Source organism: Longilinea arvoryzae, from assembly GCF_001050235.1.
GTDB lineage: Bacteria > Chloroflexota > Anaerolineae > Anaerolineales > Anaerolineaceae > Longilinea > Longilinea arvoryzae.
Genome location: NZ_DF967972.1, coordinates 3,424,324 through 3,444,853 on the forward strand (window position 1 = coordinate 3,424,324; position 20,530 = coordinate 3,444,853).

Here is a 20,530-nt window from a genome sequence, read left to right on the forward strand (position 1 = left end):
TCTCTGAAAATTCTTGGTGATACAATTGGCTTATGCAGATCATTCTGACGCACGAACAGGCTGATTTCGACGCCATCGGCGCTCTGCTGGGGGCGGCGCTGTTGAATGAAAACGATATCGCCGTGCAGCCGCGGCGCATGAATCGAAACGTGCGTGCGTTCATCAATATCTACAGTTCTGAATTGCCCTTTATCGATTCGCGCGATTTGCCCCAGGGCCCGATCGACGGAATTACACTGGTCGATACCCAGAGCATGGTCACGCTGAAAGGCGTTGGCAACCTGACCCGCGTTCACGTCATCGACCATCACACCGTTCGGGCCGATTTTCCCGCGGATTGGAGCATCCATACCGACCGGGTGGGTTCCTGCACCACGCTGTTCGTCGAAGACTTGCGCGAGCACAACGGCGCGCTCAGCACCATTCAGGCTACGCTGCTGGCCCTGGGCATCTACGAAGATACCGGCTCGCTGACCTATGCCAATACCACGCCGCGCGACGTCCGGGCAGCGGCCTTTCTGCTGGAACAGGGCGCCAGCCTGCGGATTCTCAGCGAATATCTCAACGGGCCGCTCTCCACCGAGCAGCGCCAGTTATACGACCTGCTGGTCGGGACGACGGAAACGCACCATATTAACGGTCAAAACGTCGTCATCGCCGCCGCCGCCGCTCCGACCATGACCGAAGAAATTTCCAGCGTCGCGCACAAAATCCGCGATCTGCTCGACCCGGATGCGCTGTTCATGCTGGTCAGTTCTTCCGAGGGCGTGCGCATGGTGGCGCGTTCGACCACCGATCAGATCGATGTCTCCGCGGTGGCCGGTCAATTTGGCGGGCGCGGTCACGAACGGGCTGCCGCGGCATTGATCCGTTCGAAGGGCGAGCCCGACCAGGGTTTATCGCCCCTGGAATGCGTCAAGCGCGATCTGCTGGCCATGCTGCCGCGTTTCGTGCGTCCGTCCGTCATCGTCGGGCAGATCATGTCGCGCCGGCCGATGCTGCTTTCACCGGAGACCTCCGCGCAGGATGCAGCTATTTTGATGCAGCGGTATGGCTACGAGGGCTATCCGGTGGTCGATAACGGCCGCGTCATCGGCCTGCTCACCCGCCGCGCCGTCGACCGGGCCATTTCTCACCATTTGAATTTGACCGCCGCCAGCCTGATGGAAGCCGGAGAGGTCACCGTATCTCCCCGGGATCCGCTCGACCAGCTCCAACGCGTGATGGCTGAAACCGGCTGGGGGCAGGTGCCCGTGGTCGACCCGACTTCAGGTGAAGTGATCGGCATTGTCACCCGCACCGATCTTCTCAAGACGCTGGGGACCGGTGCCGCGCTGCTGCCCGGCAAGCAAAATCTGGCCGAACGCCTGGAAGCCGCGCTGTCGCAGGCCCGCCTGGCCTTTCTAAAATTAATCGCCGCCCAGGCCTATGAACTGCGCAAACCGGTCTATATCGTGGGCGGCTTCGTGCGCGACCTGATCCTGGAGCGCCCGAGCTTCGATTTCGACGTAGTGGTCGAAGGCAACGCCATCAACCTGGCCAAAGCCCTTGAGAAGAATTATGGGGGGCATCTGGTGTCTCACAGCCGTTTTGGCACGGCCAAATGGCAGATCGACGATGTCCGCGCCGAGTTGATCCGTTATCTGCCCGGCGACGGCCATTTCGACGCCGCCGACCTTCCGGAAAGCCTTGATCTGATCAGCGCGCGGACCGAGTTCTATGAATATCCCACCGCGCTGCCCACGGTCGAACGCAGCAGCATCAAACTGGACCTGCACCGGCGCGACTTCACCATCAACACGCTGGCGCTCCGCCTGGACGGCCGGCATTACGGCGATTTGTACGATTACTGGGGCGGCATGAACGACCTGCGCCGCGGATCGGTGCGCGTACTGCATTCATTATCGTTCGTTGATGATCCAACCCGCATGTTGCGGGCGGTGCGTTTCGAACAGCGCTTTCATTTTCGCATCGAAGAGCGCACCCTGGAACTGATCGCCGAAGCCACCGATTTGCTTCGCCAGGTTTCCGCCGACCGGCTGCGCCACGAATTGGATTTGATGCTTTCCGAAGAGAACGCCGCGGCCATGCTGGCCCGCCTGGATGAATTGGGTCTGCTGCGCGCCATCCATCCGGATTTTATCTGGAAAAACGAGTGGAGAGAGCGCCTGGAATCAGCTCTGGTCAAACCGCTTCCGGCTGAATGGGATTTGCCTGACAGCGCCGGCCATATGCCCGCGCGGCGCTTCATCGCCTATCTGCTCTGGTTGATGCAATTTCCTTTGGAAGCCGGGTTGGCGGTTGCCAATCGACTGCGCTTCCCGCGTCCAATGCTTCAATCGATACAGGCTGTTTCACTCATAAAACAAACGCTGCCGGCTTTGTCATCACCCCGGCCCAGCCAGGTGGTCAACGAACTGGATGGCGTTTCACCGCTGGCGCTGTATGCCCTTCGCCTGGATGGACTGGCGCCCAACCTGGAAATCCTCCTCGAACAATATATTCACCGCTGGAGAAAAATTCACCCGTTCACCGGCGGTGAGGATCTGAACCGACTGGGCCTGGTTCCCGGACCGGCGTACCGCCAGATTCTCACCCAACTGCGCAATGCCTGGTTGGACGGTGAAATTTCCTCCCCCGAAGCCGAACAACTCTGGCTTTCCGCAATGATGAAGGAGATCGATCCGTACGCATGAACGCTCCAGCATTCGACCAGACCAACCTGGCTGGTCCTGCCCTTTCGGAAGATTGGTTATCCCGCGTGGTCATCCGGGTTCTCGAAGAACGCGATCTCCCGGCATTGGAATGGGGTGGAGAATATACCCACTTTCGACGGATGTTCGCGGAGTCTTTTCAACGTCAGCAGTGCGGATTTTCGGTTTTATGGGTCGCAGAGCTGCCTGGGACCGGCCTCATCGCCCAGGTGTTCATCCAGCTCATCTGTGACCGGCGCGAACTGGCGGATGGACTGTATCGCGCCTATCTCTATTCCTTTCGGGTCAAGCCGCCCTACCGTAGCGCCGGCCTGGGCGGAAAGATGTTGGAAACGGTCGAAGCCGATTTGAAAAAGCGCCATTTTCACAGCCTGACCCTGAATGTCGCAAAAATCAACCTGCGCGCCCGGCAAATGTACGAGCGGCATGGTTTTTATACGATCGCCCATGAACCCGGGCGTTGGTCCTATATCGATCCCGAGGGCAATCGCCACCAGGTCGAAGAACCCGCCTGGCGCATGGAAAAACAGCTCTTCGAGTAAAAAGAACGTCGCTCAGATTCAGTTCAATTGTTCTGCATTCTACGGATTTAATGAATTATCGAGCTGTTTTTCGTCCAGGCTACCCACGCTGCGCCAGGCCTCGTGACCCTGGGCATCATAATATATAAATGTAGGCGTGTATTGAAAATCCAACTCCTGCCCAACCTGGCGGCCGAGCGGCGTGGTGATATCGACGCGTAGGACGATCAATCGGCCAGTGTATCGAGTTTCGATCCCATCCACGATGGGCTTCATGTTCGCGCAGGCCAGTCAATACGGACTTTGAAATTCCAACAACAGCGGCGTGCCTTTTCCAATTTGAGCTCGGATCTGTTCGATGGTGACCGGCTTCGCCTTCGATGGGCGCGAAGCCACCCAACCCAGCCCGATGATCACCGCCACCAACGCGAGCACCGCAATCTCACGCCAATGCAGACCATGTCTGCGCCATGCCAGAAGACCGCCAGTGAGCAAAAGCAGGAGGAAACCTGTCAAAAAAATAAGAGTATTGATTGACAATTTTTAGCATGACATTACTCCTGATTAATCTCATATTAGAGAAGAAAGCGTGAAAAGTCAAAACTTTCTTTGACAAGAAGGCGATCATCCTTTAGAATTGGGAATTAAGTTATAGTCCACAAGAAGGGTCGCTTTCATGAAAGAATATACAACTGAGTCCATCCGCAATATCGCGCTGGCCTCCCATTCAAGTGCCGGCAAGACCCTGCTTACAGAGGCCTTCTTGCACTTCACGGGCGCCACAACCCGTATGGGTAAAATCGAAGACGGTACCACTGTCTCGGACTTTGACGAAGAAGAGGTGCGGCGCGGGATTTCAATTTATACCTCGGTGATCCCTGTCGAATACAAAGGAAATAAGATTAATGTGCTCGACACACCCGGGTACACCGATTTTGTCGGTGAGATGATTTCAGCTTTACGGGTCGCAGATAGCGCTGTCATCCTGGTGGATTCGGTCGCTGGTCTCGAGGTCGGAACCGAATTGGCCTGGGACTATTGCAACACCTATAAGCTACCTCGCTTCTTAGTGATCAATAAAATGGAGCGCGAGAACGCCAACTTCCAGAAGGTGCTCGCCTCGGTAGAGAACTTTACGGATATTCGCCTGATCCCTGTACAACTTCCGTGGGGAGAAAAAGCAGCTTTCCAGGGCGTCATCGATTTGCTGTCCATGAAAGCCCTCAAAGGTGATGGCAAGACTGTTGTGGATATTCCGGCCGAGTTCAAGGATGCCGCAGAAGAAGCCCACATGAAGCTGGTGGAAGCCGCTGCAGAAGGCGACGATTCACTGCTCGAAAAATACCTCGAAAGCGGCGAGTTGAGCGCAGAAGAAATCCTTTCCGGCCTCAAGCAGGTCGTTCGTTCCTGCAACTATGTGCCCGTCTTTGTTGCAGCCGGCGGTGCCGAAATTGGCATCCAGCCGCTCCTGGATGGGATCATCACGCTCCTGCCTTCCCCGAGTGAAGCCCCGGCCGTTCAGGCCACCAACGCCAAGGGTGAAACCGAAGAGGTCAAGGCCTCTGATTCCGGTCCCCTTGCTGCTTATGTCTGGAAGACCACGGCTGATCCCTTCGTAGGCAAGCAGACTTTCTTCCGCATCTACTCGGGTACGCTCAATTCTGATTCACGCGTCTGGAATCAGACCAAAAGCATCGAAGAACGCCTGGGTACGTTGAGCATCCCGCGCGGAAAAGAAGGGCTACCGATCAAGGTTGTGCATGCCGGCGATCTCTGCTACATCCCCAAGCTTTCCGAAACCTCCACCGGCAATACCATCTGCGACAAGGCTCACCCGCTCATCCTGCCCGCGCCAAATTATCCGACCGCGCTTTACCAGGTGGCCGTGAATCCAAAGACGCAGGCCGATTCGACCAAAATCAGCTCCGCGCTGACCCGGTTGTGCGAAGAGGATATGACCCTGTCCTGGCACATGGAACCGTCCACCAACCAGACCATTCTGCAGGGTATGGGCGACCAGCATATCGACGTGGCTGTCCGTCGGGCGACCAGTAAATTCCAGGTTGGCCTGACCATGCTGGAACCCAAGGTCCCCTACAAAGAGACCATTACCAAAAAAGGCCAGGCCATGTACCGCCACAAGAAGCAAACAGGTGGTTCGGGCCAGTTTGGTGAGGTTCATCTGCGCGTCGAACCCAGTGAACAACCCTTCGAGTTCACCTGGGACGTTTTTGGCGGCGCCATTTCGCAAAACTATTCTTCCTCGATCCAGAAGGGTATCCAGGCGGTCATGAAGGAAGGCATCCTGGCGGGATTCCCAATCTCCGGCGTGCATGTCTCCGTCTTCGACGGCAAGGAACACCCGGTCGATTCCAAACCAATCGCCTTCGAAATCGCCGGCCGCGAAGCTTTCAAGCTGGCCTACATGGATTCCAACCCGGTTCTCTATGAACCGATCATGGATATTCGCGTGATCGTTCCGGAAGAGAACATGGGCGATATTCTGGGTGACCTGAACACCCGCCGCGCCCGCGTGCAGGGTATGGAAACTGAAAAAGGCCGTTCGATTGTCTCGGCTCAGGTTCCACTCTCCGAAATGCTACGCTACACCACCACTTTACGCAGTCTGACCGGTGGCCGCGGTATTTTCAGCATGGAACTGGCGCGTTACGATGTCGTTCCCAGAAATGTCCAGGAAGAAATCGTTGCCGATCGCCAGAAAGAATTGGCCGCGTCGAAGGAAAAAGAATAGCAAACCCAGCTTTCCACAGGCGCCCCGATCTCAATCGGGGCGCTTTTTTATCAATTCTGCAAACCTGACCCAACGGGCTTGCCCAAACTACCCGCCAACCTTACAATTAAATGTTGATCCAACTGTCGGGGGTAATTATGTCAGAAGCTCGTGATCCACTTGAAATCCTCTGGGACGCAATTCTATCCCGTGAACCGAAACAAATCCGGGCGGCCTTTGTTCCGCTGAACGCCGATGAGCGCAAACAACTGATCACTCACCTGAAACGCATGGTCGGCGAAGAAGGCTGGCATCCTGAACAGCGGAAATCCGCCCGGGTCGCGCTGGATACCCTCAAGAATGAAGAACACTCCTGAATGGAAACCCTGCTGACTCGCCAGCGAATAACGCTATCCCAACCGGTGCAGAGAATTCTGGCCGGGCTGCTTTTCGTTTTCCTGGTGGCGCTCCTGGCGGTTGGCATCCATGCCGTCATGGCCGGCAACACCGTCGGGATGGACCTGCACACGTTCTACCTGGCCGCCAGGAATGTGTTTGTGGACCATGAAAGCCCCTACGCAGAAAACGTGGCCGTCGAAAGCCAGTTATCCGTGTTGCGCCGCCTGGCGACTGAGAATGACGATCAAATGGCTTTCGTTTATCCGCCCTACAGCCTGCTGCCCCTGGCTCCCCTGGCCGGGTTGCCGTTCGACTGGGCTCAGGCGATCTGGATGGCGTTCTTCATCGTCGGATCCGTCAGCGCCATGTTACTGGTATTTCCGCGCCGGCCACTGCTCCCGGCGATGGGCGTGTTGCTTTTCTATCCTTTCACCTTCGGCATCATCCTGGGAAATTTTGTCAATCTGGTTGCGCTGGTGATCCTGGTCGCCATATCGAAAGTGATGATCGGGAGCAAGCCGCCAAAAAAATGGCAAATTTTTTTCGGAATTTTTCTGGCCTGGGCAACGATCAAACCCCAGTTTTTCTGGCTGTATTTGATTTGCATTTTGCTGGCCAGTTTAAAGAAACGATTATGGCCGTTGATGATCAGCTTTGGCATCAGTCTGGTGGGTTTCTTCGGCATCTCCTTTCTCCTGGTACCCAATTGGCCGGTCCTCTGGTTGGCACGCGTCGCAAAACACGTCGGATACATCAGTAAATTCCCGAATATCACCCTGTTCTTGAACGAACTGCGCAACCCCGCCGATGCACGCACGCTCACGATTGCCCTGATCGCGCTGTTCGTTGGCGTGACCGCCTGGGCGCTGCTCTCGTGGTGGAAGGGCAGGCTTTCCACGCTGGTGCTGCTGGCCTGGGTTGGCATTGCGACTTACCTGATCCATCCGCGCAATTTTGCCTATGCGCAGATCGCATTTCTGATCCCGCTCCTTGTGTGGGCGCAAACCCAGAAAAGCCAGCGCAGTCTGCCCGTCATCCTTTTCTACTGGGGCGCGCTGATTCTTTCCTGGGGAATCTTCTTCCTGGGAAAAAGCGCATCCGCCGGTCCGCTGGTCGAAGAATGGGGCCTGGTGGCCGGCTGCGCGTGGATGTTCTGGCTGCTGGTCTGGCCGCCAGCCGGTCAGATCCAGACCCCGCTGAACTCCCGGCCGGTCTAGAACACCAATTCGCCAATGTCTGTAAAACGACGGCTTCTTTTTTTCGGGTTATTCGTGAGCTGCGTGGCGGTGCTGGCGTTTGGTTTCCACGCGGCTCTGCAGGGCAACCCGCTGGGAGCTGACTTCTATACCGCCTGGAAAACAGCCCGGGCCGTACTGATCGATGGCCGCAGTCCGTACGATCCGGCCATCGCCCGGGAAATTCAGATGGATATCCAGGGCCACCTCAGCCAACCGGATGAAGACCAGTTGGCCTATTCCTACCCCTTGTTTGGTCTGTTGCTGATCGCGCCGCTGGCATTTCTGGCCTTTGACTGGGCGCAGGCCCTCTGGCTGGCTTTCAACTTCCTGATAGTTATGGCAACCGGACTGGCAATTTCATCCCGCAAACGGTTCTGGTTGGGCGCGACCTTCTGGCTGCTGTACCCGGTCAGTTTTGCCCTGATCCTGGGAAATTTCGATTTGCTCATCGCCGCCATCTGGTTGTTCTTCCTGGGGCAAACGCTGACCCAAAAAGATAGCCAGGCCACCAATACCATCGGGTTGGGCTTGCTGGTGGCGCTCACCACGTTGAAACCCCAGTTCTCCTGGCTGTTTCTGATCTACACATTCGTTCGGGTCCTCAGACTGAGAAGCTGGAAATTTGCGGGCGGCTTTCTAGCAGGCTGTACCCTGCTCTGGTTGGCGCCTTTGCTCTGGCGCCCAGGCTGGATCTCGCAATGGTTGAACCAACTTCTGCTCTACCTGAAGACGATGGGCGGGAATTTCTCGCCGGTTAACGATTTCATGGTTCTGCTGCCCCCCAATCTGGCGAAACCATTCCTTTGGATCGGACTGACCCTCCTGGCCGGTTTCTCGATTTTCCTGTTCCGGCAGGCCTGGCGCGGGCGAATTTCGGGTTTGAGTTTGCTGGCCTGGTGCGGCGTTGTGACCTACCTGGTGCACCCAACCGGGCTGTCTTACGAGCAAATGACATTCCTGGTCCCGCTCTTCCTGTGGGCGGTACGCGAGCGGCAAACGATCCTTTCTACGCTGGTCTGGTTTGGATTCATCATCCTATCGTGGTTATCCCTGTTTGCCACGCTGACGAAAATCGATTTGCTGGCGGATTCGAGCTGGCTGTTGATCGCAGCCTTTCTATGGTTGGGCTGGCTGTTCGCCAGGCGCAGGGCGGATCCACGGCTTGGGGTATAATTCACGCGCACCCACCCTTCAAACGAAGCGTCTAAAAGAATGATGACCCTACAAGAATTAACTCAGGCCATGCATAATTTTGTGGCTGCCAAAGGTTGGTATCAGCCGGACAGCCTGCGCCCGCAAACCCCTCGCAACATTGCCATATCGCTCAGTCTGGAAGCGAATGAAGTGTTGGAACACTTCCAGTGGAAAGAGCAGGCGGCCAATTCTGACGAATTGGCCGGCGAACTGGCCGACGTCGCCCTCTACCTGCTGCAATTGGCTCAAATAACCGGTATCGATCTGGAAAAAGCCGTGCTGACCAAGCTCGACCAGAATTACAATCGGAACTGGGATTCAAATGAGGTAAAATAAACCATTCTGGAGGCGAGAGGCAGCCCATGCGCGTGACAGTATTTGGAGGAACCCATACCCAACCCGGTGAAACCGATTATGAAGAAGCGGTCAAGCTGGGCAGGTTGCTTGGAGAACGGGGTTGCACAGTGCTCACCGGGGGGTATATCGGCACTATGGAAGCCGTATCCCGCGGCGCCGCGGAAGCGGGCGCGCACGTGATCGGCATCACCTGCGAGGAAATCGAGCGCTTTCGCCCCGGCAGCGCCAATCGCTGGGTACAGGAAGAACAGCGTTTTCCACAACTGGTCGAGCGGATTAACGGCCTGATCGACGGGAGCGACGCCGCCATGGCCCTGCCGGGCGGTGTGGGCACGCTGGCCGAGGTGACCGTGACCTGGAACCGCATGTTGATCGGCTCCATCCCTCCCCGGCCGCTGATCCTGGTCGGCATGGGCTGGCGGAAGGTCATCGACTCATTTTTCACCTCCCAGGGTGAATACATTGCCGCGCGGGATCATCAATGGGTGCAGTTCGCATCCGATGTTGAACAGGCAGTCGCTCTGCTCCCACCGCCGGCCGGGCGGCCGGTATAACCTTCTCCTAAAATTCGCATTCATACCGGGCTTTGACCCGTTCACAGTTCTCTTCTTTCAGGGTTTAGTTCATCAGGAATCATATTATGGCAGATGAAAAACTTACCACACAGGCTGAAAATTTCTCGGAATGGTATAACCAGGTCGTTTTACGGGCTGAAATGGCCGATTACTCGCCGGTGCGCGGCTGCATGGTCGTGCGGCCCTACGGTTGGGCGCTGTGGGAAAATATTCAACAATCCCTCGACCGGCGTTTCAAAGCCACCGGGCACGTCAACGCGGCTTTCCCAATGTTCATCCCCATGTCCTTTCTGGAAAAGGAAAAGGAACACGTCGAAGGTTTTTCACCCGAACTGGCCATTGTCACCCACGGGGGCGGCCAAAAACTGGAAGAACCGCTGGTCGTCCGTCCCACTTCCGAAACCATCATCGGCTACATGTACTCTCAATGGATCAAATCCTACCGCGACCTGCCGATTTTGATCAACCAGTGGGCCAATGTGGTCCGCTGGGAAATGCGCACCCGCCTTTTCCTGCGCACCCTTGAGTTCTACTGGCAGGAAGGCCACACAGCCCACGCCACCGAAGCCGAAGCGCGCGAGGAAACCCGCCGCATGATGGATCAATATACCAATTTTGCCATCGAGGATGCCGCTGTTCCGGTGATTCCGGGTCGCAAGAGCGAGACCGAAAAGTTCGCCGGGGCCGTCCAATCCATCAGCATGGAAGCCATGATGGGCGACACCAAGGCGCTGCAGGCTGGCACGTCCCACTTCCTGGGCCAGAACTTCGCCAAGGCCTTCGATATCAAATTCCTGGACCAGAATAACGTCCTGCAGTACGCCTGGACGACTTCCTGGGGTTTCTCCACGCGCTTCATCGGCGCCATCATCATGACCCACGGCGACGATCACGGCCTGGTGCTGCCGCCCAAGCTGGCACCCATTCAGGTGGTCATCGTGCCCATTGCCCGCAACGACGCCGATCGCTCGACCGTCATGCCGGTTGTGGAACGGGTCGCCAGTGAATTAGGCGCCAACTTCCGCATCAAGGTCGATGACCGGTCCGAGGTGACGCCTGGTTTTAAATTCAACGATTGGGAACTGCGCGGCGTCCCCCTGCGCCTGGAAATCGGCCCCAAGGATATCGAAAAAGGTGTCGTCACCGCCGCTCGCCGTGATAAGCCCGGCCGGGAGGGAAAATCGACGCTCGCCCTGGACCAACTCACCGCTCAGGTGGCCGAACTGCTGACCGAAATTCACGCTTCGATGTACGACAAGGCGGAAGCCTTCCGGGATGCCCACATCTACGATCCAAAGAATTATGACGAACTGAAGGAAGTGGTTCAAAACGGTTGGGCTTTCTCCTGGTGGTGCGGAAGCAAGGAATGCGAGGCCAGGATCAAGGAAGAAACCAAGGCGACCACGCGCTGCATTCCCTTCAATCAACCGGATGGCGAAGGCCGCTGCATCTATTGCGGCCAGCCGGCCAGCGAGAAAGTCTATTTCGCCCGCGCTTATTGATCTGTGGAAGGCCCTGGCAAAAACCAGGGCCTCATCGATCTGCCCTATGCCAGCCGTTCAACTCATTCGCCTCAAAAAGCAAGCCGCAGAACTGGCGACACTGTTCAGCCAGCCGGCCGATTTTGTCGCCAAGCTGCGCAGCATCTTCGAGCAATACAGCGACCTGACTTTTCATGCCGGCCAGGCCGCGAAACCTGCTTCGTTGCTGCCTTCTTATCATTGTTCGGATTTGATCATCAAGGAAATCGAGCTGAGCCTGGCTCCCCTGTGTGCTTCTCAGCCGCAAGAAGCCCTGGCGATGATCGACCGGTTGTGGGTGGAAGAATATCTCGAACCGCGCCAGTTGGCCTGCCGCCTGATCGGCAGAACCGCGCTCGAGCCATTTCAACCCGTCCTCGAGCGCCTGGAAAGCTGGTCGTTGACCGCGGCGGATACATCGCTGACAAAATTGCTGCTCGATCTCGGCAGCCAGCGCCTGCGCCACGAAGCCCCCGATCGCTGGTTGGATATTCTGCGAAATTGGATGGAATCATCCAACCTGGCGTTGCGCAGCAATGCGCTGACGGCGCTTTTGCCGTTTATCCAGGATCGTGAATACGAAAACTTGCCGGTCGTTTTCAATTTGATCACACCGGCTTTACAGCAAAACGCGGCCAACCTGTCCTCGGAATTACAAAAGGCCCTTACCTCCCTGGCGCGGCGATCTTCCGTCGAGACGGGGTATTTCCTGAGGCAGATTCTGGCCACCAGCAGCGAACCTGCTCTGCAACGTTTGGTGCGGCGCTGCCTGCCGGCTTTTCCTGTGCAAACCCAGGCCCGCCTGAAAACGGCCATGCAAACCCGGCCGCCATCCAACCAGGATGCCTGATGACGCCCCGCGCCGCTGTCACCTACCGTACTTTGCCGAAATCTGTTATAATTCCGCATTACTGACTGGACCTTTCCTGCGGTATTGCTGCGGGAGAGGAGACCTGCTCAAAAACACTTTTCAAGGAGAAAGCAGACGTCATGCCCCTTAACAAGGAAATCAAAACCCAGGTAATCACCGATTACCACCGTCACGAGAGTGACACCGGCTCACCGGAAGTGCAAATCGCCATTATGACGAAGCGCATCACCCAGCTCACCGACCACCTGCGCACGAACAATCACGATGAATCTTCGCGCCGCGGTCTGTTGCGCCTGGTTGGACAGCGCCGCCGCTTACTGGCCTATCTGCGCCGCAAGGATTACGGACGCTACGTTGCCTTGACCGAGCGTCTAAATCTGCGCAAGCGCTAGGATTTGCAACACCAGACGGGTAGATGGTGGAAGTCAGCCATCTACTCGTTTTTTTAGCCGGTTCGCTTTCGACCATTCATTCGACCGCCTGCCGGTTGGGTATTGAAAATTGACGAGGATTCACGATGCATTCCTCCTCAGCTTTCAGTCCCTGACCAGGTGGGCAAAAAGGGAACCAAATGTTATCAGAACCAAAATCGTACACGACCTTAGTTGGAGGCCGTCCTGTAACGCTTGAAACCGGCAAACTGGCCGGGCAGGCAGGCGGCTCGGTCACCATCCGTCTGGGTGATTCCATCATCTTTGCCGCTGCCACCATGAGCGCGCAACCGCGCCTGGGTGGTGACTTCTTCCCCCTCACCGTGGAATACGAAGAGCGCATGTACGCCGGCGGCCGCATCCCGGGTTCGTTCTTCCGCCGTGAAGGCCGCCCCTCCGAGGACGCCATTCTCGTAGCGCGCCTTTGCGATCGCCCGTTGCGCCCGTTGTTCAATCAGGACATGCGCAACGAAGTCCAGGTGATCATGTTCCCGATCTCCGCAGATGCGGAGAATCCGCTGGATATCATGGCCATCAACGCCGCCTCGGCTGCCATTATCATCTCGGATATTCCCTGGGGCGGCCCGGTAGGCGCGGTTCGCGTGGCCCGTTTGGACGGCAACTTCGTTGCCAACCCGACCTATGACCAGATGGAGCGCTCAGACCTCGACCTGCGCATCGCCGGAACGCGGGATGCCATTTTGATGGTCGAGTGCGGCTCCAAAATCATCGACGAAGATACCATGGTCAAAGCGCTTTCTTTCGGCCACCAGGCGCTCCAGCCGATGATCGACTTGCAGTTGCAAATGGCAGCCGAAATCGGCAAGCCCAAGCGCGAAGTCGAAATCTTCTCTGTCGATCCCGAACTGGTCGAACAGGTCTGCAAGCGTGCCGAAGCCGAGTTGAACACGATCATGGATAACAACCACGGCAAGCACGAGCTCAGCGATGCGCTCGACGTGCTTGGCGAACAGGTTGTCAAGGAAATCGCCGGCGAAGGCGAAACGCTCGATGAATCCAAGGTCGAACCCGTCAAACAGGCCTATCACGAAGCCTACCGGCGTGTGGTTCGCTCGCGCATCATCGACCGCCATATCCGCCCTGATGGGCGTGATTTGACCGAAATTCGGCCCATCTCGTGCGATGTCGATATCAGCCCGGTTGCCCACGGTTCCGGCCTGTTCACCCGCGGCGAAACCCAGGTGCTCACGCTGGCCACTCTGGGCACCCCCAAGGAAGCTCAGGAAATCGATTCGCTCACCCCGATCGACACCAAACGCTACATCCACCATTATAACTTCCCGCCCTACTCCACGGGCGAGGTCAAGATGCTGCGCGGCCAATCCCGTCGCGAAATTGGCCACGGCGCGCTGGCCGAACGGGCGCTGGTTCCGGTCATCCCGGAAGAAGCGACCTTCCCCTACACCCTGCGCCTGGTCTCGGAAGTGCTCTCATCCAACGGTTCCTCCTCCATGGCCTCAGTGTGTGGTTCGACGCTCGCCCTGATGGACTGCGGCGTTCCGATCAAGGCGCCCGTGGCGGGTATCGCCATGGGTCTGGTCAAGGAAGGCGACAAATACGTCATCCTGACCGACATTCAGGGCGCCGAAGACCATGACGGCGATATGGATTTCAAAGTTGCCGGCACGTCCGAAGGCATCACCGCACTGCAGATGGATATCAAGGTGGGCGGTATATCCGCCAAAGTGATGAGCGAAGCGCTCGAGCAGGCTCGCAAAGCCCGTCTCGAGATCCTCACCAAGATTCAGGCCGTGATTCCTGCCCCGCGTCCCGACCTCAAGCCGCATGCCCCGCGCATCACCATCATCAAGGTGCCCGTGGATAAGATCGGCGCCATCATCGGCCCTGGCGGCAAGATGATCCGCGCCATTCAGGAAGAAACCGATACCAAAATCGACATTCAGGACGACGGATCGGTGTTCATCTCGGCGACAAACGGCGATAATTCGGCCCGCGCTCAGGAACGCATCGAAGCCCTCACCGAAACACCCCAGGTCGGCCGCATCTACACCGGCAAGGTGGTTCGCATCACCGATTTCGGCGCTTTCATCGAAATTTTGCCGAATATCGACGGCATGGTCCACATCAGCCAACTGGACAGCGAACGCGTCAACAAGGTCGAAGACGTGGTCCAACTTGGGGATGAAGTGACCGTGATGGTCACCGGCATCGACGATGCTGGCAAGATCCGCCTCTCGCGCCAGGCCGTACTGGAAGGTTGGACGGCTGAAGAAGCGCAGAGTCACGATCGTCCTCGTTCCGGCGGACGCCCTGGCGGCGATCGTGGTGGACGGGGCGGTGACCGCGGCGATAGCCGGGGTGGACGAGGCGGCGACAGCCGCGGTGGCGGTGATCGCGACCGCTTCGGCGGAAGACGCTAATCTATAGACAAAAAGAGGTTGGAGAAGAAAATATCTCCAACCTCTTTTTTGTTTCCAATGACGCCTTGAACTCGTTAACTTTTTCCCCGCGTGGGTAGAAAAGGCATTTCCGGCCCCGCAATGCGCAATCGTTCCGCCAGGGCGGCGCGCATGGCCGTCCGGTCATCCCACGCGTATTCCTGCGTGCCAAAACACATGGACTGTTCGTGTCCCTTGCCGCAGGCAATCACCAGGTCGCCCGGCTGCGCCAGATTCACGGCCATCCGAATGGCCTCGCCCCGATCGGGAATACGGTAAAAGGTCTTCCCTTCCGCCCCGCCGCGTGCGGTCGCCGCGGCGCCCATTTCGGCCAGTATGCCATCCAACGATTCCGTGCGCGGATCTTCCGCGGTCAGAATGCTGATATCGGCCATTTGGGCTGAAATTTCGGCCATCATGTGCCGTTTTTGGCGGTCGCGCAGGCCGGCTGAGCCGAACACGGCGATGACCCGTTTCGCGGTCAGGTCGCGGGCAGTTTCGAGCGCGCGCGTCAAGCCGTTGGGAGTATGGGCAAAATCCACGATGGCCGTGAAATTCTGGCCCAGGTCGATGATTTCCATCCGGCCGGGCACGCCGGGCAGCGCGGCAATGCCCCGGGCAGCGGTCTGCGGATCGATGCCCAGCCCCAGAACGGTGGCGCTCAATGCGGCCAGACAGTTGGAAATGTTGAAATTACCGACCAACCGGCAGGCCACAGGCACCTTGAACTCCCTGCCGACCGCGATGAATTCCAACCCGGCCGGTGAATGGCGAACGCCTTCCGCGTAGAGATCGGCGCCCTGCGACAGGCTGTAAGTGCTTCTGCGGGGGATAGGCAGGCCGTTCAAATAATCGAAGGAACGATCGTCCCGGTTCAAAACACCCAGGCGGATGTTCCCGGCCGGTTTTTCAACCGTCTCCGAAAGCATCTCGAATAAGCGCCCCTTCGCGGCCAGATAATTTTCATAGGTGCGGTGATAATCCAGGTGCTCGTGGGTCACATTCGTCACCACGGCAATATCATATTCGCAGCCGGTGACGCGGTGCTGGATCAAGCCATGCGATGTGGTCTCCAACACGACGTGCGTCAATCCGGCGTCGACCATCTGGCGTAGATAACGCTGCACATCCGGCGCTTCGGGCGTGGTCACATGAAAACCCGTGTCCACCACCTGATCGCCGATGACGGCATTGACCGTTGAAATCATGCCGGCCCGAATTCCGGCGGCGATCAGAATCTGGTAGATCAGGTTGGAGGTCGTGGTCTTCCCGTCCGTTCCGGTAACGCCGATCACGGTCAACTGGCGGGCCGGAAAACCCTGCAGGGCAGCCGAGAGATGCGCCAGCGCTGAGCGCGTATCATCAACCTGAAGATAGGGTGCTTCGCAGTGAACATCCGCGCGCATGCCCAGAATGGCAACCGCGCCGCGTTCAACGGCAGCGTCGATAAAGCGGTGCCCATCCGAATTCTCACCCACCAGCGCCACAAACAGGTTACCGGGCTCTACGGTTCGTGAATCGAATGCAATCCCGTTGATGCGCACAAGAGGGGAAATCTGGCCCGATACGACTTTGACGGGAATCTGCTTTAGAAGGTCTGACAGTGAAAAAGTCTCTTTTTGGATCAATCCAAACACCTCTTTCCTAATCATAACCCTGATTTTAATTAACAAAGGTTTGGGCGGGTGTGTTTACATCCGCCCAAACCCAATCTTTCAGGAAGAGTATTATTGCAGGTTCTGGCGAAGATCCTGCAGTTGGCCCGCGACCGAGCTATCGATCACGCGATCGCCCACGCGCAGTACCAGGCCGCCCAGAATGGAAGGATCGACCCGGAAGCTCACCGTGGCGCTGCCGCCCATCCTGGCAAGCACGTCGCGTTTGACGGTTTCCTGCTCGCTCTCAGTCAACGGCAAGGCGGAAGTCACTTCGGCAGCCGCACCGCTCACCTCGCCGTCCTTGAGCAAAACCAATTTGCCGCTCTTGACGCCCGAGAAGAACTCGTCCAGCAAAGAGCGTTGGCGATTTTCGTCCAACGATTCACCGATCAATTTTTGCGCAGCGGCAATGGAAAGGGCTGCCACCTGGCCACGCAATTCGCCCAGAATGCGGGTGCGTTCCTGTTCGAAATCGGCCAATGCGCCGGCGCGAGTCTTGGCTGCATCCGCTTCGGCGGCTGCGTGCACTTCGCGCGCCGCGGTTTCGGCCCGGTTGGTGGCCTCACGGACAATCTCGGCGGATTTGACCTGCGCATCCGAGAGGATCTGGGTGGCTTCGCGTTCGGCGTTTGCGCGAGCATCCGCGGCGATCCGGGCATCCTCAAGTCCCTGGGCAAGCGTCTTGCGGCGTTTTTCCAGCAGACCCATGACAGGTTTTACGACCCAGGCCAAAACAACGACAAAGATCATTCCAAAGTGCAGAATCTGCACCAGCAAATATCCTAGATTGAGACCCAGTTTATCCAAAGGGGGCTCCTTTCAGACCTTGGAGGATAAGGCTAAAAAACGAAGAGGATTAGGAGAGCGACGACCAGACAATAAATTGCCACTGCTTCCGCAAAGGCGATTCCCAAAATCATGTTCGTCATCAAGGTACCGGAAGCATCCGGGTTGCGGGACATACCCTGCACTGCGCCATTCACAACGATACCAATACCTGCGCCTGCGCCAATGGTACCGATCATAGCCAGACCAGCGCCAATCAATTTGCCAAGAATACGTGCGGCTTCAAGATCCATAATACTATTCTCCTCCTGAATTTCCTGTCGAGCTTTCCTTAAGTAGTTTCCTGTCTATGCGTGCTGTTCTTCACCATGACCATGTGTGGCCTGGGCCATGAAGGTCATCGTTAACATACCGAATACCAGGGCCTGAATCAGGCCGACAAACAACTCCAGACCCAGGAAAATGGACTGGGCAAAAATGGGCACGAGAGACCCAATCACGAACAGCATGACCGAACCGGCAAAGATATTGCCAAAAAGACGGAAGGAGAACGAGAGCACCTTCGAGAACTCGGAGATGATCTCCAGTAACCCAACCACCCAGTCGATCAGGCCAAAGATTGGTTTCGAGAAGAAGGTTTTGGTATTCCAGAATTTTGTGAAGTACGTCATTCCCTGCGCGCGAACGCCCATGACCTGGGTCATCACCACGGCGATCAAGGCCAGCGCCACGGTGAAATTCAGGTCGGTGGAAAGCGTACGCACAAAAGGAACCAGCGTGTATCCGGTCTGGCCTTCCCCGGCTACCGTCGTCGTCAGGTAAGGGATGCCGCCCAGCACGCTGGCAATTTGGTGGCCTTCGGAGGTTGTGGCGTGAATGAAGCCAATGCTGTCCACGCCCGGGATTAATTCCATCCAGTTCGCTATTAAAACCAGGAAAGTGATGCTCACGAAGAATGGAAAGATCTGCTTTGCCCATTTTCCGGCAGTACCTTCGGTCATGTTATACAGGTACTCGATCAACATTTCCACTGCACCGGCCAATTTCTTGCGCGGAATCAGTTCACCGGTTTCCTCGGCCTTTTTCACTGCTCCCCTGACGGTCAGCGCCAGCGCAATCAAAATAATGTCGCCAATCAGCATGGCGACCATCGTGTTGGTCAGCGCAAAATTACCAATGATTGGTAAGGTGATCTCAGGCGTCAGGGCTTCAGGAGCAAGGGCAATCTCCGGTCGCACAGGTGGGAAGGCTCTGGATGTAATAACGGATAGAACAATAAGTCCCAGAATAATCCATCGGTTTACACCCCAGCGCCATTTACGAGTCTTTTCCAATGCTGGTCTCCTCCGGTTTTTTGGTTTGGGTCGGAATATTCTTGATCTTCGAAATTGCAGAACGAACCACCAACAACATGACTACCACGGAAACGGGGATACTGACGATGAGCAGGCCAATCGTAAAAGCTGGCTTGCTGTTGAAATGGGCGTCCAGCCAGAGCCCGCCAAAGACCGCGCCCAATATAATAACCAGCGTCAAACAACCCACCTGACCGACAAGCCCCGCAATTGTCAGGTTGATAATCCACTGTTTTTTTGAGTTTTGTTCGTTGGGGGTACCGGGTTCCATGCCGCACTGATTATATCATAATGATTCAGACAACCGTCAATAGAATAGGCTTAAAGATTGCGATGCTTGCAACGCCCAGTTGAAGAAAGGCGAGAAAACCACCCCCAGCACCAGGATACCGATCAGGCCAATGACCAGCGCGGCATTCCAGGATGGCGAAACCCAGTACGGCGCCCCACCCTCACCCTGGTAGATGACCCGCAGCACCGTCAGGTAGTAGTACAGGGCCACGATCGAGTTGATGATACCGACGATCGCCAGCCACACCTGCCCGGTTTCGATCGCCGAGCCAAACACCAACAACTTGCCAAAGAAACCGGCAAAGGGTGGGATGCCGCCCAGCGAGAGCAGAGCCGCCAGCATCACCAACGCCAGCAACGGATTTCGGCGGCTGAGGCCGGAAAAAGCGCTGATTTCAGAGGATTCGACGGCGTCTTCGACCACCGAAACGACCCCGAAGGCGACCAGGTTGGTAAACAGATAGCCCAGCAGGTAATAGATCGACCCCGTGATGCCGAATTTACTTCCACTGGCCACGCCAATCAGAATGTAACCGGCCTGAGCAATGGAAGAATACGCCAGGAGGCGCTTGATATTCTTCTGCGCCAGCGCCAGGAAGTTCCCCACGAACATACTGGCAGTTGCCATAATGGCCACCAGTAAAGTCCACGCGTTCGTCTGGCCCGGGAACACCGCCAGGAGGACGCGCATCAAAACTGCAAAACCGGCCGCCTTGGAAGCTGTGGAAAGAAAACCCGCCACCGGCGTGGGAGCACCCTGATAAACATCCGGCGCCCAAAAATGAAAGGGAACCGCCGAGATCTTGAAAGCAAAACCCACAATCACCAGCAGGATGGACATGCCGATGAGCACCGGGGAAATCTGCCCGCTGGAAAAAATCTGACCCATTTCAAAGATCTGGGTCGTGCCGCTGAAGCCGTACAGCAGGCTGAAACCATACAGGGTGATTGCGGAAGTCATCGCCCCAAACAGCAGGTATTTGATGCCGGCCTCGACCGATTTTTCATCCCGCAGGATAAAACCGGCCAGTACGTACAGCGGAATGGAAGTCGTCTCGATGGCCAGGAAGAGCAGGATGAGATCCGCCGCGGTGGCCATCAAACTCATTCCCAACGTGCTGACCAACATGAGCGTATAAAACTCGCCTTTTCGGCACAATCCTTCATTATCTACCGCGAACAGAGATGTAAGCGTGGCTCCAAACAGGAAGATCATTCGGAAGACAAAACCGGTATCATCCAGGCGAAGCATGCCGCCAAAAATGAGCAACGGCTCCGGGCCGGGCCGGGCAAATGCGACGCTGAGTCCGGCCACGACGGCCAGCCCGCCCGCGGTGATCCAGCCCAGGAACCGGCAGCGCCGGTCCCTCCAGATCAAATCCAGCACCAGCGTCAAAGCGGCCAGTAAAATCAGGCCCATTTCCGGCAGGATGGCCAGAAACATCGAAGGATCGAATTGTGCACTCATC

At 56.9% G+C, this 20,530-nt stretch carries 20 protein-coding genes; 12 read left to right on the top strand and 8 right to left on the bottom strand.

What is annotated here, in order from left to right:
• Nucleotides 1–32 precede the first annotated feature (32 nt).
• A complete protein-coding gene (locus LARV_RS15270) occupies nucleotides 33–2,696 on the top strand; it encodes a CBS domain-containing protein (RefSeq protein WP_075074442.1) in 2,664 nt (887 codons plus the stop codon).
• Nucleotides 2,693–3,256, top strand: a complete 564-nt coding sequence (locus tag LARV_RS15275) for a GNAT family N-acetyltransferase (protein ID WP_075074443.1) — start codon at nucleotides 2,693–2,695, stop codon at nucleotides 3,254–3,256. Before LARV_RS15270 ends, LARV_RS15275 begins: the two co-directional genes overlap by 4 nt.
• Nucleotides 3,257–3,295: 39 nt before the next feature.
• Here LARV_RS15275 and LARV_RS15280 read toward each other — a convergent pair whose 3' ends face one another.
• Nucleotides 3,296–3,511, bottom strand: coding sequence for a YbbN family protein (locus LARV_RS15280; protein WP_075074444.1), 216 nt, complete (start codon nucleotides 3,509–3,511; stop codon nucleotides 3,296–3,298).
• Nucleotides 3,512–3,526: 15 nt separating this feature from the next.
• A complete protein-coding gene (locus LARV_RS15285) occupies nucleotides 3,527–3,730 on the bottom strand; it encodes a hypothetical protein (RefSeq protein WP_152031818.1) in 204 nt (67 codons plus the stop codon).
• A 181-nt stretch (nucleotides 3,731–3,911) separates the two neighbouring features.
• Between LARV_RS15285 and fusA the strand changes: the two genes are divergently transcribed.
• From fusA to LARV_RS15335, 10 genes are all read left to right on the top strand, one after another.
• Nucleotides 3,912–5,987, top strand: coding sequence for an elongation factor G (fusA, locus tag LARV_RS15290; RefSeq protein ID WP_075074446.1), 2,076 nt, complete (start codon nucleotides 3,912–3,914; stop codon nucleotides 5,985–5,987).
• A 137-nt stretch (nucleotides 5,988–6,124) separates the two neighbouring features.
• Complete coding sequence (locus LARV_RS15295; RefSeq protein ID WP_075074447.1) at nucleotides 6,125–6,343, top strand: hypothetical protein; 219 nt, start codon at nucleotides 6,125–6,127, stop codon at nucleotides 6,341–6,343.
• Entirely contained in the window at nucleotides 6,344–7,582 is a 1,239-nt protein-coding gene (locus LARV_RS15300; RefSeq protein ID WP_075074448.1) for a glycosyltransferase 87 family protein, read from the top strand. It begins immediately after the preceding gene.
• 15 nt (nucleotides 7,583–7,597) lie between these two features.
• Nucleotides 7,598–8,776, top strand: coding sequence for a glycosyltransferase family 87 protein (locus LARV_RS15305; RefSeq protein WP_083522618.1), 1,179 nt, complete (start codon nucleotides 7,598–7,600; stop codon nucleotides 8,774–8,776).
• A 39-nt stretch (nucleotides 8,777–8,815) separates the two neighbouring features.
• Complete coding sequence (locus tag LARV_RS15310) at nucleotides 8,816–9,133, top strand: nucleotide pyrophosphohydrolase (protein ID WP_075074450.1); 318 nt, start codon at nucleotides 8,816–8,818, stop codon at nucleotides 9,131–9,133.
• Nucleotides 9,134–9,159: 26 nt separating this feature from the next.
• The gene (locus tag LARV_RS15315; protein WP_075074451.1) at nucleotides 9,160–9,708 is read left to right on the top strand and encodes an LOG family protein; all 549 of its coding nucleotides are present in this window, start codon (nucleotides 9,160–9,162) and stop codon (nucleotides 9,706–9,708) included.
• An 86-nt stretch (nucleotides 9,709–9,794) separates the two neighbouring features.
• On the top strand, nucleotides 9,795–11,231 hold the full coding sequence (gene proS, locus LARV_RS15320) for a proline--tRNA ligase (RefSeq protein ID WP_075074452.1): 1,437 nt from the start codon (nucleotides 9,795–9,797) through the stop codon (nucleotides 11,229–11,231).
• Nucleotides 11,232–11,277: 46 nt separating this feature from the next.
• Nucleotides 11,278–12,099, top strand: a complete 822-nt coding sequence (locus LARV_RS15325; RefSeq protein ID WP_075074453.1) for a DNA alkylation repair protein — start codon at nucleotides 11,278–11,280, stop codon at nucleotides 12,097–12,099.
• 140 nt (nucleotides 12,100–12,239) lie between these two features.
• Nucleotides 12,240–12,512, top strand: a complete 273-nt coding sequence (rpsO, locus tag LARV_RS15330) for a 30S ribosomal protein S15 (RefSeq protein WP_075074454.1) — start codon at nucleotides 12,240–12,242, stop codon at nucleotides 12,510–12,512.
• Nucleotides 12,513–12,691: 179 nt separating this feature from the next.
• Complete coding sequence (locus LARV_RS15335; protein WP_075074455.1) at nucleotides 12,692–14,953, top strand: polyribonucleotide nucleotidyltransferase; 2,262 nt, start codon at nucleotides 12,692–12,694, stop codon at nucleotides 14,951–14,953.
• A 74-nt stretch (nucleotides 14,954–15,027) separates the two neighbouring features.
• On the opposite strand, the gene LARV_RS15340 is transcribed toward LARV_RS15335, so the two are convergent.
• The 6 genes from LARV_RS15340 to LARV_RS15365 all read right to left on the bottom strand — a co-directional run bounded on the left by LARV_RS15340 (nucleotide 15,028) and on the right by LARV_RS15365 (nucleotide 20,529).
• On the bottom strand, nucleotides 15,028–16,623 hold the full coding sequence (locus tag LARV_RS15340) for a UDP-N-acetylmuramoyl-L-alanyl-D-glutamate--2,6-diaminopimelate ligase (protein WP_083522620.1): 1,596 nt from the start codon (nucleotides 16,621–16,623) through the stop codon (nucleotides 15,028–15,030).
• Between the two features lie 75 nt (nucleotides 16,624–16,698).
• Nucleotides 16,699–17,436: a F0F1 ATP synthase subunit B gene (gene atpF, locus LARV_RS15345; RefSeq protein WP_075074456.1), complete on the bottom strand. Its 738-nt coding sequence runs from the start codon at nucleotides 17,434–17,436 to the stop codon at nucleotides 16,699–16,701.
• A gap of 32 nt (nucleotides 17,437–17,468) precedes the next feature.
• Nucleotides 17,469–17,708 carry an ATP synthase F0 subunit C gene (gene atpE, locus LARV_RS15350; RefSeq protein ID WP_075074457.1) on the bottom strand — a complete coding sequence of 80 codons (240 nt, stop codon included), beginning with the start codon at nucleotides 17,706–17,708 and terminating at the stop codon, nucleotides 17,469–17,471.
• 54 nt (nucleotides 17,709–17,762) lie between these two features.
• Nucleotides 17,763–18,749 carry a F0F1 ATP synthase subunit A gene (locus LARV_RS15355; RefSeq protein WP_152031819.1) on the bottom strand — a complete coding sequence of 329 codons (987 nt, stop codon included), beginning with the start codon at nucleotides 18,747–18,749 and terminating at the stop codon, nucleotides 17,763–17,765.
• Complete coding sequence (locus LARV_RS15360) at nucleotides 18,733–19,041, bottom strand: AtpZ/AtpI family protein (RefSeq protein ID WP_075074459.1); 309 nt, start codon at nucleotides 19,039–19,041, stop codon at nucleotides 18,733–18,735. Before LARV_RS15360 ends, LARV_RS15355 begins: the two co-directional genes overlap by 17 nt.
• Nucleotides 19,042–19,077: 36 nt before the next feature.
• Complete coding sequence (locus LARV_RS15365) at nucleotides 19,078–20,529, bottom strand: NADH-quinone oxidoreductase subunit N (protein ID WP_075074460.1); 1,452 nt, start codon at nucleotides 20,527–20,529, stop codon at nucleotides 19,078–19,080.
• Nucleotide 20,530 lies beyond the last annotated feature (1 nt).

Bases quoted from the DNA above. Each gene is read 5' to 3' on its own strand.
- LARV_RS15270 (WP_075074442.1), top strand. From the start codon at position 33: ATGCAGATCATTCTGACGCACGAACAGGCTGATTTCGACGCCATCGGC.
- LARV_RS15275 (WP_075074443.1), top strand. From the start codon at position 2,693: ATGAACGCTCCAGCATTCGACCAGACCAACCTGGCTGGTCCTGCCCTT.
- LARV_RS15280 (WP_075074444.1), bottom strand. From the start codon at position 3,511: ATGAAGCCCATCGTGGATGGGATCGAAACTCGATACACTGGCCGATTG.
- fusA (WP_075074446.1), top strand. From the start codon at position 3,912: ATGAAAGAATATACAACTGAGTCCATCCGCAATATCGCGCTGGCCTCC.
- LARV_RS15295 (WP_075074447.1), top strand. From the start codon at position 6,125: ATGTCAGAAGCTCGTGATCCACTTGAAATCCTCTGGGACGCAATTCTA.
- LARV_RS15300 (WP_075074448.1), top strand. From the start codon at position 6,344: ATGGAAACCCTGCTGACTCGCCAGCGAATAACGCTATCCCAACCGGTG.
- LARV_RS15305 (WP_083522618.1), top strand. From the start codon at position 7,598: ATGTCTGTAAAACGACGGCTTCTTTTTTTCGGGTTATTCGTGAGCTGC.
- LARV_RS15310 (WP_075074450.1), top strand. From the start codon at position 8,816: ATGATGACCCTACAAGAATTAACTCAGGCCATGCATAATTTTGTGGCT.
- LARV_RS15315 (WP_075074451.1), top strand. From the start codon at position 9,160: ATGCGCGTGACAGTATTTGGAGGAACCCATACCCAACCCGGTGAAACC.
- proS (WP_075074452.1), top strand. From the start codon at position 9,795: ATGGCAGATGAAAAACTTACCACACAGGCTGAAAATTTCTCGGAATGG.
- LARV_RS15325 (WP_075074453.1), top strand. From the start codon at position 11,278: ATGCCAGCCGTTCAACTCATTCGCCTCAAAAAGCAAGCCGCAGAACTG.
- rpsO (WP_075074454.1), top strand. From the start codon at position 12,240: ATGCCCCTTAACAAGGAAATCAAAACCCAGGTAATCACCGATTACCAC.
- LARV_RS15335 (WP_075074455.1), top strand. From the start codon at position 12,692: ATGTTATCAGAACCAAAATCGTACACGACCTTAGTTGGAGGCCGTCCT.
- LARV_RS15340 (WP_083522620.1), bottom strand. From the start codon at position 16,623: ATGATTAGGAAAGAGGTGTTTGGATTGATCCAAAAAGAGACTTTTTCA.
- atpE (WP_075074457.1), bottom strand. From the start codon at position 17,708: ATGGATCTTGAAGCCGCACGTATTCTTGGCAAATTGATTGGCGCTGGT.
- LARV_RS15360 (WP_075074459.1), bottom strand. From the start codon at position 19,041: ATGGAACCCGGTACCCCCAACGAACAAAACTCAAAAAAACAGTGGATT.
- LARV_RS15365 (WP_075074460.1), bottom strand. From the start codon at position 20,529: ATGAGTGCACAATTCGATCCTTCGATGTTTCTGGCCATCCTGCCGGAA.